14 protein-coding genes are annotated in these 14,541 nt (G+C 65.0%); 7 read left to right on the top strand and 7 right to left on the bottom strand.

Annotated elements, in window-relative coordinates; all coding sequences use genetic code 11:
* Window positions 1-585 precede the first annotated feature (585 nt).
* Window positions 586-1,989 carry an NHL repeat-containing protein gene (locus C7402_RS45780; protein ID WP_341869297.1) on the bottom strand — a complete coding sequence of 468 codons (1,404 nt, stop codon included), beginning with the start codon at window positions 1,987-1,989 and terminating at the stop codon, window positions 586-588.
* 84 nt (window positions 1,990-2,073) lie between these two features.
* On the opposite strand from C7402_RS45780, the gene C7402_RS45775 reads away from it, so the two are divergent.
* A complete protein-coding gene (locus C7402_RS45775) occupies window positions 2,074-3,651 on the top strand; it encodes a methyl-accepting chemotaxis protein (RefSeq protein ID WP_116615266.1) in 1,578 nt (525 codons plus the stop codon).
* A 91-nt stretch (window positions 3,652-3,742) separates the two neighbouring features.
* Here C7402_RS45775 and C7402_RS45770 read toward each other — a convergent pair whose 3' ends face one another.
* Entirely contained in the window at window positions 3,743-4,882 is a 1,140-nt protein-coding gene (locus tag C7402_RS45770) for a YncE family protein (protein ID WP_116615265.1), read from the bottom strand.
* A gap of 812 nt (window positions 4,883-5,694) precedes the next feature.
* Between C7402_RS45770 and C7402_RS45765 the strand changes: the two genes are divergently transcribed.
* Window positions 5,695-6,402 (top strand): SDR family NAD(P)-dependent oxidoreductase, encoded by a 708-nt coding sequence (locus tag C7402_RS45765; protein WP_116615264.1) that lies wholly within the window; start codon window positions 5,695-5,697, stop codon window positions 6,400-6,402.
* Window positions 6,403-6,430: 28 nt separating this feature from the next.
* Here the strand turns inward: C7402_RS45765 and C7402_RS45760 are convergent, their stop codons facing one another.
* Window positions 6,431-7,384, bottom strand: a complete 954-nt coding sequence (locus C7402_RS45760) for a LysR family transcriptional regulator (protein WP_116615263.1) — start codon at window positions 7,382-7,384, stop codon at window positions 6,431-6,433.
* A 193-nt stretch (window positions 7,385-7,577) separates the two neighbouring features.
* Here C7402_RS45760 and C7402_RS45755 point away from each other — a divergent pair, with 193 nt between their 5' ends.
* Window positions 7,578-8,042, top strand: a complete 465-nt coding sequence (locus C7402_RS45755) for a RidA family protein (protein ID WP_116615262.1) — start codon at window positions 7,578-7,580, stop codon at window positions 8,040-8,042.
* A 90-nt stretch (window positions 8,043-8,132) separates the two neighbouring features.
* Here C7402_RS45755 and C7402_RS45750 read toward each other — a convergent pair whose 3' ends face one another.
* The 3 genes from C7402_RS45750 to C7402_RS45740 form a co-directional block, all read right to left on the bottom strand.
* On the bottom strand, window positions 8,133-9,233 hold the full coding sequence (locus C7402_RS45750) for an NAD(P)H-dependent flavin oxidoreductase (protein WP_112178319.1): 1,101 nt from the start codon (window positions 9,231-9,233) through the stop codon (window positions 8,133-8,135).
* 60 nt (window positions 9,234-9,293) lie between these two features.
* Window positions 9,294-10,583 carry an MFS transporter gene (locus C7402_RS45745; protein ID WP_116615261.1) on the bottom strand — a complete coding sequence of 430 codons (1,290 nt, stop codon included), beginning with the start codon at window positions 10,581-10,583 and terminating at the stop codon, window positions 9,294-9,296.
* 237 nt (window positions 10,584-10,820) lie between these two features.
* Window positions 10,821-11,747 carry a LysR family transcriptional regulator gene (locus C7402_RS45740; RefSeq protein ID WP_116615260.1) on the bottom strand — a complete coding sequence of 309 codons (927 nt, stop codon included), beginning with the start codon at window positions 11,745-11,747 and terminating at the stop codon, window positions 10,821-10,823.
* Window positions 11,748-11,868: 121 nt separating this feature from the next.
* Between C7402_RS45740 and C7402_RS45735 the strand changes: the two genes are divergently transcribed.
* From C7402_RS45735 to C7402_RS47935, 3 genes are read left to right on the top strand one after another with little or no spacing between them, the layout of a single operon-like run.
* The gene (locus C7402_RS45735; RefSeq protein WP_116615259.1) at window positions 11,869-12,282 is read left to right on the top strand and encodes a hypothetical protein; all 414 of its coding nucleotides are present in this window, start codon (window positions 11,869-11,871) and stop codon (window positions 12,280-12,282) included.
* Between the two features lie 20 nt (window positions 12,283-12,302).
* Window positions 12,303-12,755 carry a YybH family protein gene (locus C7402_RS45730; protein WP_244315125.1) on the top strand — a complete coding sequence of 151 codons (453 nt, stop codon included), beginning with the start codon at window positions 12,303-12,305 and terminating at the stop codon, window positions 12,753-12,755.
* Window positions 12,756-12,810: 55 nt separating this feature from the next.
* Window positions 12,811-13,275, top strand: coding sequence for a sugar ABC transporter ATPase (locus C7402_RS47935; protein ID WP_244315124.1), 465 nt, complete (start codon window positions 12,811-12,813; stop codon window positions 13,273-13,275).
* A 4-nt stretch (window positions 13,276-13,279) separates the two neighbouring features.
* On the opposite strand, the gene C7402_RS45720 is transcribed toward C7402_RS47935, so the two are convergent.
* Window positions 13,280-14,218, bottom strand: coding sequence for a LysR family transcriptional regulator (locus C7402_RS45720; RefSeq protein ID WP_116615267.1), 939 nt, complete (start codon window positions 14,216-14,218; stop codon window positions 13,280-13,282).
* Between the two features lie 111 nt (window positions 14,219-14,329).
* On the opposite strand from C7402_RS45720, the gene C7402_RS45715 reads away from it, so the two are divergent.
* A partial coding sequence (locus C7402_RS45715) for an isocitrate/isopropylmalate family dehydrogenase (protein WP_244315123.1) occupies window positions 14,330-14,541 on the top strand: 212 nt, incomplete at its 3' end.

Below are 14,541 nucleotides of genomic sequence, written 5' to 3'. Positions count from 1 at the left end.
CAGTCGCTCACTCAAAGCTGACAGGTTCTGAATAAATTCAAAAACCTGACTTACTTTAGTGTGAGACTCTTGATACTTTCGCTACTCCCGACTTCGCTCCGAAGAACAAGGTCAGGCCGCGTCACCGCATCAAGCGCCCACACTTATCGGCTGTAAATTTTTAAAGAGCAATTCGTCTTAATCGCTGCGTTTTCGTTCGCAGCGATCAGCGAAGGAGGCGAATTATGCAGGTCGCTGAATCACCCGTCAAGCGATTATCGAAAAATAATTTCCGGGCCCGCCAAGCCGGTTTCGCACAGCCGCGCCGCCACCACCCACGCGCAAATAGCCGATCAAACGCGGACCGTCAAGGACCTCGGGCAGAACGCTGCCGCTTCATCGCGGCGGCAGGTGCCGCCCGCCCGGATCCGCGCGGGCTTGACCACTGGCGGCAAGCACAATGCCACACCCGCTCCGCCACGCGCCCGGTCGTCCGTGGCGGAGAGGACCGCGAAGGCATCCAGGGCAAGCAGCAGCCCCCAGACCTTCACCTATCATTCGGATACCTTATCATTTGCGCCGATCGAAGCGATCGTGACATCCATCTCACGGACCGTTCGCTCGCAACATCCACACCGTCGCCGTATTCGTGTTGTCGTCGACCGCCGCAAATGCCGAATGACCCTTGCCGTCAACGCCGAATGCGAGACCGAATGCCGAGCCCGCCGTGGAATCGACGGACATCTCTGCAACGAATTGGCCATCCACCGTGAATTCGACGATTTCACTCGGTTGCTGCGCATCGGCATTGACGGCGTCGCCGTTCGCGGTGACCAGATGCCCATTGGGCGCAAGCGCAAGAGCAAGCGGTCCATGGAGATGGGTACTGTCCTGATAGATCAACCTCCCCATGCCGCCGTCATGATTCGCGCCAGCCGCGCCGTAGACGGCGAACACGGCGTTGTCGCCTGTCGAGGCAACATAAAGCACATCATGCTGCGGATCGTAGGCAAGCCCGGTCGGGCCCACCACCAGCGCCGCCGGATCGGTGCGGTGCACGTACCCCGAAGCGATGATCGTCGAACTCGGCAACGTCGTTACACCATTTTCGCCGATAGCGAGATCAATCCGGGCAACCGTTCCGTTCAGCACGTCCGACACGAAGACCTTGGCGAATTGCCCGCCGTCGATGACGGCGAGATCCCAGGGGCCGTCGAGCAATCGCGCATCTTTCAGTTCCCTGATCAAGCGGCCCTGCGCGTTGATGACCAGGAGCGATCCCGGCGCAATGACGGTCTTGCCGTCCTTGGTCGGGACGTTGCCCACCAGCACCACACCGCTTCTGAGCACGGCGAGTGCCGTTGTGAGACCGAGGTTATGCCCTTCGAAGAAGGTCACAGGCGTGGCGTTGGGAACGATCTTGACGATGGTCGTGCCGGTGCCTTGCAGGTTCGATTTCGCGTTGAAATTGGAGACCACGACGTCGCCTGGCTTGAGCGCACTCCACGAGGGCACGCCCGCAGGCACGAACGCAATGCCATAAGGATTGAGATCGCCGTTGGCCGGTATCGTCGAAGACGTCACGGACGACGGCGGCAGGATCGGCGCCAGATCGTCGGCCCGCGCGCTCGCCAGCGACAAGGCGAAAAGCGCGGCTCCATACGCCACATGGCGCATGAATCTGGAAGGACGTGTGCCGATCTCCCGACCCGGCAGGCCAGTGTATGAACTAAATGCAGACAACGAACGCGACGCTTCCATCTGACACCTCCTTCGTGCCCGGAGAGCACGAACCACATCAACACAGCGAACAACCCAGGCAATGGCAACGGGTCGTACGGCCAGTGCATGCGCAATGCCTCGCGCGACTCGCGTTCTGCGTAAACGATCGAGCGCTTCGCCTATTCCCTCCGCTTTTTCAGTGGTATCCCGAGGCTTGTCACGCGCAAACGTTTGATGTTGTAAAGCAGGGTTAAGACATTTGAAATGTCGGCCGTTAATGACAGTCATTCGCTCGGCCTTTTCTTTGCTGTGTCGATCCTGACTCGAGACATCAGTTGCAGTCTTCAAAACGTTGCGCGGAGGACCATACCCATGAATCACACTCTCCATAACATCAGCATCGGCATGCGTCTTGGTGCGGGCTTCGGTGTCCTCGTCATTCTGCTGTGCCTGACCGGTGTGTTTGCGACCTATCAGTCCTCGCGAATTTACAGCGAGGGAACCGTCAAGATTGCAGATGACTGGTTGCCCGGTGTGCAAACACTCGGCGACATACGCGCCTATGCCAATGGCATACGCCGCACGTCACTGCGGCTGGCGATGGAGCCCAATCTCGCCGCGCGGCAGTCGCAGCGCGCCCAGCACGACGACTCGCTGGCCAAGCTCGAACGCGCGATGCAGGCGTATCAGAAGCACATCGTGTCGGCGGAGGAAGCGCAACTCTTTGAGCGCTTTCAGCAAGCGTGGAGCGAGTACCTGACGCACGACGCCAAGGTGCTCGATATCTCCGACGCGGCCACGGAGGCCGCCTTCTCCGAAGCGCGCGCCGTTGCGAACGGCAAGGCCGGCCAGACGTTCCAGAGCGCGCTCGATCTGATCGAGCAAAGCGTGCGGCTGAACAGCGAAGGGGCAACACGCGCGCGCGAGCTTGCCTCCGCCACCTATCGAACGGCATTAACGGCGGCCGGTGCGATGATGGCGCTCGCCGCGCTGGCCGGCGTCGGCATCGCGATCGTGATCACGCGTTCGATCACCCGCCCGTTGCGCGCGGCGGTGTCAGTCGCGCAAACGGTCGCGCGCGGCGACCTCACCTCGCAGATCGACGTTGCCGGGCGCGACGAGGCCGCCCAGTTGCTGCGCGCGCTCAAGGAGATGAATGCGAACCTCGCCAACCTCATCGGTCACGTGCGGGCGGGCAGCGAAAGCATCGTCACAGGGTCGGCGCAGGTCGCAACGGGCAGCGCGGATCTCAGCACGCGCACCGAGGAACAAGCGGCATCACTCGAGGAAACCGCTTCGAGCATGGAGCAATTGACGGCCACGGTCCGCCAGAACGCGCAGAGCGCGAAACAGGGCAATGCGCTCGCCATCAATGCATCGGAAATCGCCACGCGCGGCGGCGCGGCCGTGGGCCGCGTGGTCGAGACCATGCAGGAGATCTCCGATAGCTCCACCAAGGTTTCGGAGATCATCAACGTGATCGAGGGAATCGCGTTTCAGACCAATATCCTGGCGCTGAACGCCGCGGTCGAAGCGGCGCGGGCCGGCGAGCAGGGGCGCGGATTCGCCGTGGTCGCGGCGGAGGTGCGCTCGCTCGCGCAGCGCAGCGCGGGAGCGGCGAAGGAGATCAAGGAACTGATCACCGTCTCGGTCGAAAGGGTCAGCACCGGCACCCGGCTCGTGGACGAGGCCGGACAGACGATCGACGAGGTCGTGCGGTCCGTGCAGCGTGTGACTCAACTCATGGGCGAGATCGCGGCGGCCTCCGGCGAACAGCACACGGGCATCGAACAGGTGAACCAGGCCGTCGTTCAAATGGACCAGCTCACGCAGCAGAATGCCGCGCTGGTCGAAGAGGCGACCGCGGCGGCGCAGTCGATGAGCGACCAGGCGACGCAATTGCGCAATGCCGTCGCAACCTTCAAGGTCGCGTTTGCGGGAAGCGCCTGAAAGCGGCCGGCGGACGCGCTTCGCGTCCGCCGCTCTCCCATCGCACCGCATCGCGGTGAATCTCGCGCGATGAAAGCCGTTGCTGACGCAACTACTTCGTCGCGAACACGGATATCCCGCCGTTCGGGAACGCCGCCGCGCCCGGCTGGTACGGCACGTAGACCTGCCCCAGGTTGCTGTCGATGGCGACCGAGTGCGCGCCCGTTCCCACCGCGACGGTATAGAGCAGCTTGCGCGAGGCGCCGTCGATCACGCCCATCTCCGGCGTGAAGCCCGACGAGGCGGCCGTGCCGCTCGTCACGTAATGGCGCGCGGGGAGGAAGTAGCGGTTCGACGCCGCGTCGTAAGCCACCTGGTCCACGCCGCCGAATGGCACCGACGCCAGCAGCGCGCCCGTGTTGCGATCGAGGATCTGCGTGATGAGCGGGCTGCCAGCGGGCGGATCGCAACCGATCAGCACGTCGCTGTTCGGACCGAGCGCGATGCCCGCAGGCCCGCATTTGCCGAGCGCAAACGATTTGCTCACCGCCGGCGCGCCCGACGTAACGGAACTCGCGGGAATGACGTCAAGCTGGCCGTCCGGGTTCGCGGTGGTTCCGTCGTTGTTGATCAGGAAGTTCTTCGAAGCCGGGTCGTACGCGCAGGCTTCCAGACCGGACGAGCCGCTAAAGACCAGCTTCGATACTACCGCCTGCGTCGTGGTCGAGATGAAGGTCACGTACGGCGGCGAATCGCCGGGGCTTGCGAACATGACGAGATGGTCGTCGGGGTCGTAGCAGCCTTCGTCCACGCGCGAACCCGACGTGCTGATGGCAAGCGTCTTGACCGTTTTCATGGCGGAGGTATCGACGATCTTCACGGAATCCACGTCGCCGACATAGAGCGTATTGGTCCCGGTCACGCCCACGATGCCATCCGGCCCGGACGCGTCCGTGCTCGCTCCCGCCCCCGTAAAGCCGCCCGGAATCTGCGCGAGCAGCGCGTTCGATTTCGTATCGACGACATCCACGGACTTGTTGTTGCGATCGGAGAGATAGTACCTGCCCGCTTCCACATAGCCGATATCGAAGCTGAAAGCCGGGCTCGACGCATTGGGCACGGCGATATTCGCGAGCAGCCTGGAATTAGGCGGCGTGGACGAAGCCGGGTCGGAGCCGGAGTTGTCGCCTCCTCCGCATCCGGCGATGACGGCCGTCGTCACGACAAGAAAACCCAACAACGTCTTTTTCATCAGTCGGCTCCTTTGAGCGGCAGAACAGGTGGATCAACGCTTGAGTGATTGACGCAATCGTTGAAGCGGCGCCGTTGCGGCGCTTCGATCTGGACGTAAGGATGAGGAAGGCGCGGTAATAATGCACAGCAAAGAAATTGATGGTTTCCATATCCAGACGCGAATGGCTGTATGGATGCGGAAAATATTCAGTGAATAAGAGAATCGCTTTTAGTAAGTTTGAATTGCGCGCAATTATTTGAGAATGATTCTGAGAAGCGGTCCAAACCGGTAAATAACGATGGCGTGCTGCGTCGCCACATTCATGGCAATGCACGACACCGGAGCCATCCGTCTACAAAGATTGCGCTGCGGCGAATGAATTGATGCGAAGGCACATCGAGATGCTGCGCTTCGGCTTTGCATCAGTCGAGGCATCAAATTCACGCCGCAATGTAAGGCGCGGTTGTGAAGTCGAAAGCGCTGGCGACAATGGAACGAATCACATGCCGTGTTCTACAGATGCGTTGTCAGGGAAAACGCCTGGCGTCCGCTTGATTCGCGCGGCCTGAAAGCGCATGTCGATCAACACGATAAGCCGGGCCAATCAACGGGTTTCATTCGCTCAGAGAATGAGTCGCCTACGGCTCGCGCCCCGCCACGCCCCCCTATCCATCCCCGCGCATTTGTTCTTGCGGCGCAAGACTCTTTGTCCATGGTGGGTGTTCGAAAGCGAGCGGGATGCGCCTACAGTCTGCATCCATCGAGTCCGTCGATTCGACCGGCCAGCAGCGAAACCCGAGCCGGAAACCCTACATGCAGAGAGTCACATCATGAGCACTTCGAAAGTCGTCATCGTTACCGGCGCGTCGCAAGGCATCGGCGCGCAAACCGTCAAGGCCTTTCTCGCGCGCGGCCATCGTGTCGTCGCGACTTCGCGCTCGATCGCGCCCTCGGACGATCCCAATCTCGTGACCGTCGCGGGCGATATCGGCGAGCCGGACACCGCGCGCCGCGTGATCGAGGCTGCCATTGCGCGCTTTGGCCGCGTGGACACGCTCGTCAACAACGCGGGTATTTTCATCGCCAGGCCTTTCACGCAGTACACGCCGCAGGACTATGCCGCGATCACGAGCGTGAATCTCAACGGCTTTTTCCACATCACGCAGCTTGCCATCGAGCAGATGCAGAAGAACGGCAGCGGCCACGTCGTGAGCATCACGACCACGCTCGCCGATCAGGCGAATCACAACGTGCCTTCGGTGCTCGCCTCGCTCACCAAGGGCGGGCTGAATGCGGCGACAAAGTCGCTCGCCATTGAATATGCGGCCGCCGGCATTCGCGCGAATGTCGTGTCGCCGGGCATCATCAAGTCGCCGATGCACGCGGAGGAAACGCATGCGGCGCTGGCCGCGCTCCATCCCATGGGCCGCATGGGCGAAATGAGCGATATCGTCGACGCCATCCTTTATCTCGACTCGGCGCCGTTCGTGACGGGCGAGATCCTGCACGTGGATGGCGGGCAGAGCGCGGGACACTGAGGCGCTCGTTCCGTTCGCGCCCCGCCGCTCATCGCGCGCGCTTGCGTGGGACGGGCGCGGGCGCGGCCACCGCTGGCGCCAGTTCCCCCACGAGAAAATCGACGAAAGCCCGCACGCGCGACGTCAAATAGCGTGCGTGCGGGTAAAGCAGAATAAAGGGCCTTGTGCGGCCGCCCGCCTCGCGCAGCACCTCCACGAGGCGCCCCGCGCGCAAGTCGTCCTCCACCACGAAACGGTAAGTCTGAAAAAGACCCGCACCCGCGCGCGCGAGCGTCACGCCCGCGAGCGCGTCACCGGATGTTCCGTAACTTCCGTGCGTGGGCACGTCGCCGTCCTCGCTCAATCCTTCGAAGGTCCACGCCAGATTGCGGCCGCTGCTCGGCATCTCGAACTGGATGCATTCGTGCGCCTGCAAATCGCCCACGGTCTCCGGCACGCCCGCACGTTTCAAATACGCGGGCGTCGCGACCACGACCATTTCGGCGTCCTCCAGCTTGCGCGCCACGAGGCTGGAGTCGGCCGGCGCGCGCCCGCGTATCGCGAGGTCGAAGCCTTCGTCCGCGAAGTCGATGTTGCGGTTGCTCAGGTGCGTCTCGACCTGCACCTGCGGATAGCGCTCGCGAAACGCAGGCAGCAGCGGCAACACGCGGTAGTGTCCATAGGGCGTGGGCATGCTGATGCGCAGCACGCCCGCTGGCGTGGTCTGCTCGCCCGTGACTTCGCGCTCGGCGTCCACGAGCTGGGAGAGCGCCTGGCGGCATTGTTCGAAGTAGCGCCGCCCCGCATCGGTCAGGCGGATCTGGCGCGTGGTGCGCACGAACAGACGCACGCCAAGCCGTTCTTCGAGCCGCGCCACCGACCGGCTCACGGCGGCGGGCGTGACGCTCGCGGCATTGGCCGCCAGCGTGAAGCTGCCCAGTTCGGCCGCCTGGCAGAACAGTTCAATGCTGCCTAGCAGCAGATCGTCGAATTTGCGTTGCATGCGCGTTTGCCCGTATTTTCAAGCGCTTTCCCGAAGGCTACACGGTGGGGCGAGCCCGCGCCGCGCGATTCGTTACACGGTGTAGCGAGTGATGTGTGCCGCTGATATTTACCGTCCTCGCGCGCCTGCTTAGAGTGTGCATCAGGCATGAGGCGCACCGCGCGCCGCGCCGTCACCATTCAAGGAGAACCGCATGTCCGTCGAACAAAAGCTCGCCGATCTCGGCCTGACCCTGCCCGCCGCGCCGCAACCGCTCGGCAATTACTCCGCCGTTTCCGAGGCGGGCAATCTGCTTTTCATCTCCGGCCAGGGACCGCTCGCCGACGGCAAGCTGCGCTGGAGCGGGCGCGTGGGCGCGGAGCTCACGCTCGAAGAAGGCCAGCAGGCCGCGCAGCTCACCGCCTTGAACGTGCTCGCGCAGATCAAGCGTCACCTGGGCGGCTTCGAGCGCCTGCATCACATCGTGCGCGTGGAGGGCCACGTGAGCAGCGCCGAGGGTTTCCTTGCGCAGCCTGTCGTGCTCGACGCCGCCTCGGATCTCTTCGCCGCCGTACTCGGCGAAAAAGCCGGCCACGCGCGCTCCGCGTTCTCGCATTCGCAATTGCCCGCGAATCTCGCCGTCGAACTCGTGGTGGTCGCGCAGATCCTGCCCGCCTGAATTCGCCTTTCTCCGGATGAAACGAAACATCGGCGCGCGCGCCGATGTTTCATTCAGGTGTGCAGCCCTTTTAATCCAAGTGCAGCGCGCTCAGCCCCACACGGATTGCAGCCGTTCGATGCGCTCGCGCGTTTCGCGCTCCAGTTGCGCCACCAGTTCGGCGGCGGGCAAGGCGCGCGCGAGCGCCGCGGCCTGCCCCGCCCATTGCGCGCCGTAGCCGAATTCGCCCTTGGCCTTCGCGGCGGCGTTCAGGGCCTTGCCCGCGTCGTAGGTGATCGGATAGGACGGCGTGCGCGGCGCTTTCGGGTCCTCGCCGAGCGTGGTGAAGCGGTTGACAATACTGCGCGCAAGCCGCCCCGAGATGGCCGCGGTGAACGCGGTATGACGCGCCGCATCGCCGAGCAGCGCGCTGCGGTAGCCCTCGTCGATCGCGGTTTCCGGGCAGGCCACGAACGCCGTGCCCAGTTGCGCGGCCTGCGCGCCGAGCGCGAGCGCGGCGGCAATGCCCGCGCCGTCCATGATGCCGCCCGCCGCGATCACGGGCACGTCGAACTCGCTTGCGAGCAGGCGCGTGAGCGCGAAGGTGCCAAGGCGATCGTCGCGCGTGGTCGTGTCGAACACGCCGCGATGACCGCCCGCCTCGATGCCCTGCGCCACGATCGCATCCACGCCCGCCTCGACCGCCGCAGCCGCTTCGTCGAGATTCGTTGCGCTCGCAAGCAAACGCATGCCCGCGTGCTTCAGTTCGGCGATCACCGCATCGGGCGGCAGGCCGAAATGAAAGCTCACGACGGCCGGCTTCTCTTCGAGCAGCATCGCCTGCATCGACTTGTCCACGACGAAGCTCGTGTAGATCTCCGAGAGCGTCTGCGGCGGCGTCGCGCCGTATTGCTCGAACACGGGCGCAAGCCATTCCAGCCACGCGCGCTCGACAGCCGCGTCGGCCGTGGCCGGACGATGGCAGAACACATTGATGTTGAAAGGCTTCGCGGTGAGTTCGCGCGTCTGATGGATCGCCTTGCGCGCGTTCTCCGCGTTCATCGCGGCCACGCCCAGCGAGCCGAGCGCGCCCGCGTTCGACACGGCGGCGGCCAGCGCCGGCGTGGTGACGCCCGCCATGGGTGCCTGGATGATCGGCTTCTGGATGCCGAGCGAGCGCAGCAGCGCCCGATCGTCCGTTTGAGTGCTCATGTTGCTTTCCCTCCGCATACCTTCGAGTAACAGGCGCCTGCCGGCTTGTCGGCTTCCCGATTAGCCGCGAGGCAAGGCTTGAGCGCGGCGCTGCGCCCAGTGCGCGAGTGCGCCGCAAGCGATCAGGAGCGCGCCGGTCACGAAGAACACGGCGTGCAGGCCGAGATGAACGCCAATCACGCCGCCGATCACCGGGCCCACCACCTGGCCGCTGAATTGCGCCGATTGCAGGTAGCCGAGCATGCTGCCCGTCCTGCTTTCGTCCACCGATTGCCGCGCGAGCTTGCCGATGGAAGGCAGGAGGCCCGCGAGCGTCATGCCCATCACCACGCGCAAGCCCGCGAGCTGCCACCAGTGCGTGACGAAGGCTTGCGGCACCATCGCGAGCCCCGTGAGCACGAGGCAGACGACGATCACGCGCCAGCTTCCGAACCGGTCGGCCAGCGCCCCAAGACGCGCCGCCGTGAGCATGCTGCCGAGCGCCGAGCATGCCATGACCACGCCCGCCACGCGCGCGAGGTGCGCCGCATCCACGCCAAGCCCGCCGATATACACCGTGATGATCGGCTCGATCGACATGTTGGCGAGCAGCACCATCATCGCCGTGACGAGCAGCGCCGCCACGACCGCGTAGTTGACCCGATGCACGGGTGCGCTCGCGCCCGCCGCGCCGCCCGCGCGCGCTTTCGCGTCGCTCGCCGGGTGGAATTCCTCCTTCACGACCAGGATGGTCAGGAGCGCCGCCACGGCGATCATCGCGCCGCCCGCGAAGAACGTGCCGCGAATGCCGATCCAGTCGGGCAGCACGCCGCCCACCAGCGGCCCGACGAGGTTGCCCGCCAGCGCGCCCGTGGAAAGGATGCCGAGCGCCCAGCCCGCGCGCTCGCGCGGCGCCTGGGTGCCGACCATCACCGTGGAAGCCGACGCGTAGCCACCCACGAGGCCGGCGATCAGGCGCAGCGCAACGAGCTCATACACATTGTGCGCCACGCCGATGAGGGACATCACCACGGCCATGCCGATTGCCGCGCGCACGAGCATGGGCTTGCGGCCATAGCGGTCGGCAAGGCGCCCCCAGAGCGGCGCGGTGAGCGCCGTGCCGAGGAAGGTCGCGCCAAACGCGACGCCCGACCACTGGATCACGGCCGACTGCGCGCTAACGCCGAGCTGGCGCACATAGAGCGGCAGGAAGGGCAGCAGCATGCTCAGGCTCACGAGCGTCGTGAAGGAGCCGAACACGCAGACCACGAGGTTGCGCCGCCAGTACTGCACGTTGCGCTCGGCGTAGCCGCGCGGCTGCCCCGGCGCCTGCCTGAGCGCGCGTGCGGAAGAAGAAACCGTGGAGTTCATTTGGCCCTCGTCGCGAAAAGAAGGTCGACAAGGCGCATCGACGCGCCTCGCCCGGCGTTGCGGGCGGCTGGCACAACCGGAAGCGGGACGGCTTGCTGCATGACAACTCCCCGAAACCGGTGCGAACGCACCCGTGGCATGTGGGAGTCAGTCTAGGTTGGCTCGAGCGGCGAGAGAATCGCCGACGCGCGTAAGTCATTCTTCCGCGCCCCGGTTGAATGACGCGCAGCATGGCGCTCAGTCGGCGTCGGTGATGCGGCGGGTCCGCTCGAAATACTCGCGCAGCCGGGGCGCCGCGAAATCCACGAAACTGCGCACCTTCGGCACCGAAAGCCGGCCGTGCGGCGTCACGAGATTCACGGGCAGCGGCGCATGCTCGTTGTCGCGCAGCACGATGCGCAGCGCGCCGGATTCGACCGCCGCGGCCACGTGATAGGAAAAGAGGCGCGTCACGCCATGCCCCGCCACGGCCGAGGCGAGCGCGGCGCGGATCGTATTGACGATGAAGCGCGGCGTGAACTGCACGACCTGCGGCAGCGCCGTCGGGCGGGCCGCCGGGAAGCTCCAGGCGTCGAGCCCGAAGTGCGTCATCGAAATGATCCGGTGGCTCGCGAGATCGGCGGGCGAGCGAATGGCCGGGCGCGTGGCCAGATATGCGGGCGCAGCGGCCACCACGCGCCGCACCTCGCCCACCGGAATGGCGACGAGCGTCGAGTCCTGCAAATGCGCGATGCGCAAAGCCACATCGATGCCCTCGTCGACGAGGCTCACGGGCCGATCGAGCAGGTGCAGGCGGATCGACACCTCGGGATGACGGTCGATGAACTCGTCGACCAGCGGGCGCAGCACCTCCTCGCCCACGGCCACCGCCGCCGTCACCCCCAGCAGGCCGCGCGGCGCCGAGCGCTCGTCGGCGGCCAGCAGGTCGGCTTCCTCAAGATCGGCGAGGATGCGGCGGCACGCCAGCGCATAGCGCTCGCCCGCCTCGCTCAGCCGGATCGTGCGCGTGGTGCGGTGCAGGAGCGGCGTGCCGGTGTGCGCCTCGAGAAACGCAATGGCCCGGCTCACCGCCGCGGGCGAGCGGCCCAGACGCCGGCCCGCGCCCGCCAGGCTCCCCTCGTCGAGCGTGGCGACGAATACCTTCATGGCGTCGATGCGGTCCATTGCGTGTTGGGCTCGGTAATTGCTGCGGAAATTGCCACGATAGGCGGATTCGGCGTCGATCTTAGCGGATTACGATGAAGCGTTAGAATTGCCCCTTCCCTTTCGCCGCACAAGCAAAACCATGACGCGCGCATCACTCTCAGTCCTCCCCCCTCTCTTCGCCATCGCAGCGCTCGCGGCCATGCCCGCGATCGCACAAGCGTCCTCCGCCGATCCGGGCGCGCAGCGCGACTGCGCCGTCGGTTACGTCACGGGCATCGCCGGTTCGCCGCAAAGCGTGCGCGACTATCTGGCGACGCCGGAGAGGGACAGGATTCGCTACATCAAGGACAACGAGATCCAATGCAAGGTCGCCGACGACGGAAGCCACGCTTCCAACTGCGTGGGCGTGACGCTGCTGAAGAACGAGAAGGTCAGCGTGTACGACGATAGCGACGCCACCACCACCGCCGTGGTCGTGCGCGTGGAACTCGACCGGGGCACGTACCCGGTGATCATCGTCGCGCCGAAAAAAGAGGTGTCTTGTGACGACTGAATGACGCAGGAGGTGACGCAGTGGAGAGTCCCGATGATGCTGGCCAGCAGGCCTTGAATCAGGCCTTGGGCGACGTCCTGACCGACTACAAGGCCGCGGTGCTGGCCAAGGATGTCGACAGGTTCGTCGCGCTGTACGCCCCGGACATGCGCGTTTTCGACATGTGGGGCGTATGGTCCTATGACGGCGTCGCGCCCTGGCGCGACATGGTGGCGGGCTGGTTCGGCTCGCTAGGCGACGAGCGCGTTGTCGTGGATTTCAGCGACGTGCAAACGGTCGTCGCCGCAGACCTCGCCGTCATTCACGCCTTCGTGTCGTTCAAGGCCGTGAATACCGAGGGCGTGACGCTGCGCTCGATGGACAACCGCCTGACCATGACGCTCAAGCGCCACGGCGGCGGCTGGACAATCACCCACCAGCACACGTCCTCTCCCATCGCCCCCGCAACCACGAGCGTCATGTTCAAGCGTTGACGCGTGCGCGGCCGGAGATCCATGCGTTCGACTTCCATTCGAGGGAGCTCACGACATGATGGATATCAGCATCGACGTCCGCAACGAAACCCGTATCGAAGCCCGCATCGATCACTTTGTGCGGCCCGCGCTTGCGGCGCTGGCCGGCTGCCTGATCGCTTGCACGAGCGCCTACGCCGCAGGCGGCGCGAACGCGTCGCCGTGCAACGCGACAAGTGCTTCGAGCAAAGGCCCGTTCATTCCGCAGTTCGCCTATCCGGACGACAACGGCAAGGCTGCCGAGCCCAGCACGTCGGTCCACACCTACGCTTCGCGCGGTTGCGCGGGCGCCGTGCTCAAAGGCGAGCCGACAACGGCGCGCGTGCAAGGCGACGTGGTCGAACTGAAGCACGACGCGATTTACGTCAACGGCGTGTCCTATGGCGCCGTCACGCCGACGCAAACGGTGGAGTACGACGTGACGCCCGACAAGCGCACGTTGCTCGTGGACGGCAAGGTCCGCGCGCCCGCGCACCCATGAAAGCTCAAGCGCCGCGCGAAGTCTGGTAACGCTGCGACTTGCCCAGTTCCGCCGCCAGAAAGTCGACGAACGCGCGAATGCGCGTGGAAAGCTGGTGCCTCTGCGCATAGACGGCGTAGATGTCCGCGCCCGGCGTTTCATAGTCGGGCAACACGACGACGAGCCGCCCATCGGCCAGATATTCGTTGATGTCCCATTCGGCGCGCATCAGGATGCCGTGGCCGTCCAGCGCCCACTTCACGGCGATCTCGCCGTCGTTCGTCGTGAGGTTGCCGTTGATGCGCACGGGCTCGGCCTTGCGCGCGTTGCCGCGCTCGCTCGACAGCCGCCACACGCCATAGGCCTCGTCCCCCTGGCGAATGCTGATGCAGTTGTGCTTCACGAGATCGTGCGGCGTGGCGGGCGCGCCCCGGCTCGCGAGATACGCGGGCGAGGCGCAGAGCAGCCGCCGGTTCGGCGCGAGGCGCCTGGCGATCACGCGCGCGTCGGGCGGCTCGCCAAAGCGGACGCAGACATCGTAGGAGTCGTCGGTGAGCGGCGGCGGCATGACCGAAAGCTGAAGCTGCACCGCGACCTGCGGATACTGCACGACGAAGCGCGAAAGCGCCGGGCCGATATGGCTGCGCCCGAAACCCAGCGTCGCGTTCACGCGCAGGAGCCCTTTGGGGTGCTTTTTCGCGCCGCCCAACAGTTCGCCCAGTTCGTCGATCTCGTCGAGAATGCGGCGCGCGTGCTCCAGATACACCTCGCCTTCGGGCGTGAGCATCATGCGGCGCGTGGTGCGGTTGACGAGCGGCACGCCCGCGCGCTCCTCCATTTGCGCGAGCCGCTTGCTCACGGCCGCCGGCGTGAGGCCCAGCTCGCGCGCGGCGGCGCTCAGGCTGCCCGAGGAAGCCAGCGTCGAAAAGAAGCCCAGATCGGCGGGCTGCACGGTATCGGTCACGGTTGCCACTTGTGAATTCAAGTTAATGGTGCTTTGAGTCTAGCACCGGTTTTTGAACCCGGAGATGGGTAAAGTGAGGCCACACTCGCCACACTTTCAAGGATCGGAGACATGAAGACCTATCGCATCGCAACCATTCCCGGCGACGGCATCGGCAAGGAGGTCGTGCCCGCGGGCAAGGAAGTGCTCCAGGCGCTGGCGAAGACCACGCAACGCTTCGCGTTCGAGTTCGAGGATTTCGACTGGGGCGCCGACTACTACCGCCAGCACGGCGTGATGATGCCCGCCGACGGCCTCGACGCCATTCGCAACAAGGACGCCAT

The sequence above is a fragment of the Paraburkholderia unamae genome, from assembly GCF_003096875.1.
GTDB lineage: Bacteria > Pseudomonadota > Gammaproteobacteria > Burkholderiales > Burkholderiaceae > Paraburkholderia > Paraburkholderia unamae.
Note: the sequence above shows the minus strand (reverse complement) of the source record. Positions and strands in the feature narration are given on the sequence as shown.

What these genes read in the sequence shown, in the direction of transcription:
- C7402_RS45760 (WP_116615263.1), bottom strand. Translation starts at nt 7,384, where the DNA reads ATGCAACGCAAATTCGACGATCTGCTGCTAGGCAGCATTGAACTGTTC.
- C7402_RS45775 (WP_116615266.1), top strand. Translation starts at nt 2,074, where the DNA reads ATGAATCACACTCTCCATAACATCAGCATCGGCATGCGTCTTGGTGCG.
- C7402_RS45735 (WP_116615259.1), top strand. Translation starts at nt 11,869, where the DNA reads ATGACGCGCGCATCACTCTCAGTCCTCCCCCCTCTCTTCGCCATCGCA.
- C7402_RS45740 (WP_116615260.1), bottom strand. Translation starts at nt 11,747, where the DNA reads ATGGACCGCATCGACGCCATGAAGGTATTCGTCGCCACGCTCGACGAG.
- C7402_RS45750 (WP_112178319.1), bottom strand. Translation starts at nt 9,233, where the DNA reads ATGAGCACTCAAACGGACGATCGGGCGCTGCTGCGCTCGCTCGGCATC.
- C7402_RS45745 (WP_116615261.1), bottom strand. Translation starts at nt 10,583, where the DNA reads ATGAACTCCACGGTTTCTTCTTCCGCACGCGCGCTCAGGCAGGCGCCG.
- C7402_RS45780 (WP_341869297.1), bottom strand. Translation starts at nt 1,989, where the DNA reads ATGACTGTCATTAACGGCCGACATTTCAAATGTCTTAACCCTGCTTTA.
- C7402_RS45755 (WP_116615262.1), top strand. Translation starts at nt 7,578, where the DNA reads ATGTCCGTCGAACAAAAGCTCGCCGATCTCGGCCTGACCCTGCCCGCC.
- C7402_RS45770 (WP_116615265.1), bottom strand. Translation starts at nt 4,882, where the DNA reads ATGAAAAAGACGTTGTTGGGTTTTCTTGTCGTGACGACGGCCGTCATC.
- C7402_RS45765 (WP_116615264.1), top strand. Translation starts at nt 5,695, where the DNA reads ATGAGCACTTCGAAAGTCGTCATCGTTACCGGCGCGTCGCAAGGCATC.
- C7402_RS47935 (WP_244315124.1), top strand. Translation starts at nt 12,811, where the DNA reads ATGATGGATATCAGCATCGACGTCCGCAACGAAACCCGTATCGAAGCC.